Source organism: Pseudomonas onubensis (genome assembly GCF_965653655.1).
Lineage (GTDB): Bacteria > Pseudomonadota > Gammaproteobacteria > Pseudomonadales > Pseudomonadaceae > Aquipseudomonas.
Window position 1 is genome coordinate 1 of record NZ_CBFHAZ010000207.1, and the last position, 1,516, is coordinate 1,516.

The window sequence follows — 1,516 nt, forward strand, 5'->3', positions numbered from 1 at the left end:
GGTGTAGGTCGTTCGCTCCAAGCTGGGCTGTGTGCACGAACCCCCCGTTCAGCCCGACCGCTGCGCCTTATCCGGTAACTATCGTCTTGAGTCCAACCCGGTAAGACACGAATTATCGCCACTGGCAGCAGCCACTGATAACCGAATTAGAGGAGTAAGACTTGAAGTCATGCGCCTGTTAAGGCTAAACTGAAAGAACAAGTTTTGGTGACTGCGCTCCTCCAAGCCAGTTACCTCGGCTCAAAGAGTTGGTAGCTCTGAGAACCTTCGAAAAACCGCCTTGCAGGGCGGTTTTTTCGTTTACAGGCAGCAGATTACGCGCAGAAAAAAAGGATCTCAAGAAGAACCTTTAATTTTTTTTCACACTTGGTATCCTACTTTAACCCATAAAATAAACACTTACACCGACACACCCTTAAACAAAAGAAAAAAAACAATAAAAAACACCGCAAAAATGGATTGTTAACAAATGAAAATACTCAATTCGAATCTCATAACAAACATATCATCAACAATAAGAAATCACCTTCTAACATCATCCAAAAATATAAAAACACACCCATCACCAAACATGGACGTAACAAGTCATCGTCGTTTATTCCAGAAAGACGGAATAGGATTGAGCCAAACAGGAAAAGCAACACAACTTGTCATTATGTCGCATGGTGGATGGAAAGAGATCTCCCATCCACAAACACTATTCACGCGTCAAAAAGGCGATGGATGGACTGTAGTCCCCAAAAACCTAAGAATTGATTTTTATACAAAAGACAACGACTTCACAAAGGGACTAAGCGTTCTTTCAGAGGTAAACAAACGCCATACTGAAGCTCAAAAAGGGTTAACACCATCACTAAACATAAGCAAAGATGACCTAAAAGTTCTAGCGAACGCGCGCAATATACCTCAATCAAAATTAGAAGAAGAAATGATGTCACAAGCCATATATAGAAAAGAATACGCAACAAGTAATGAGAAGATAAAAAACTATGCTCTATATTACCATGAACAAGCCCAAAATATTATACAAAGACATCAAGATGGCTTAGGAAACAAAAATATTGATATAGCATTTATAACTGATAAAAATCATAAGAAGCACCTTTCTGACATATTTAAAGTAATAAATGAATCAGGAGTAAAATATGATGTAATTCACTTTGGCGCTTGCCGAGTAAATAGAGAGGAGAAATAATCATCATTTACCATAATCCCTTAATTGTACGCACCACTGAAACGCGCTGAACGCGATTCTGACGCAGACACCACAAAAATAGATGTTTTACCCCGGAAAAACAGGAAGGATGCGTCAGGATCGTTTTCAGCTCGCTGCATAGCTATGCATGAAAGCGAATGGAGATCACTTTGGGAGCTTACCGTGTTCATACCGTCTGTTTTCAACAGTTTTCTCCCCGGGAAGCTAATCTGCCATAAGCCTGGATAACAGGGCACGGTGATACTCCGTAATAGCGATCAGCACCTCCGCATACTCCCTGTCCCCGATACGCTTGCCGTC

The 1,516-nt window shown here is 41.2% G+C and carries 1 protein-coding gene; it reads left to right on the top strand.

Annotation, left to right across the window (positions count from 1 at the left end):
* Positions 1-469 precede the first annotated feature (469 nt).
* Positions 470-1,195: a putative adhesin gene (locus tag ACTD9P_RS29580; RefSeq protein WP_005112197.1), complete on the top strand. Its 726-nt coding sequence runs from the start codon at positions 470-472 to the stop codon at positions 1,193-1,195.
* Positions 1,196-1,516: the final 321 nt, after the last annotated feature.

Coding starts and splice junctions, on each gene's coding strand:
- ACTD9P_RS29580 (WP_005112197.1), top strand. CDS start 470: ATGAAAATACTCAATTCGAATCTCATAACAAACATATCATCAACAATA.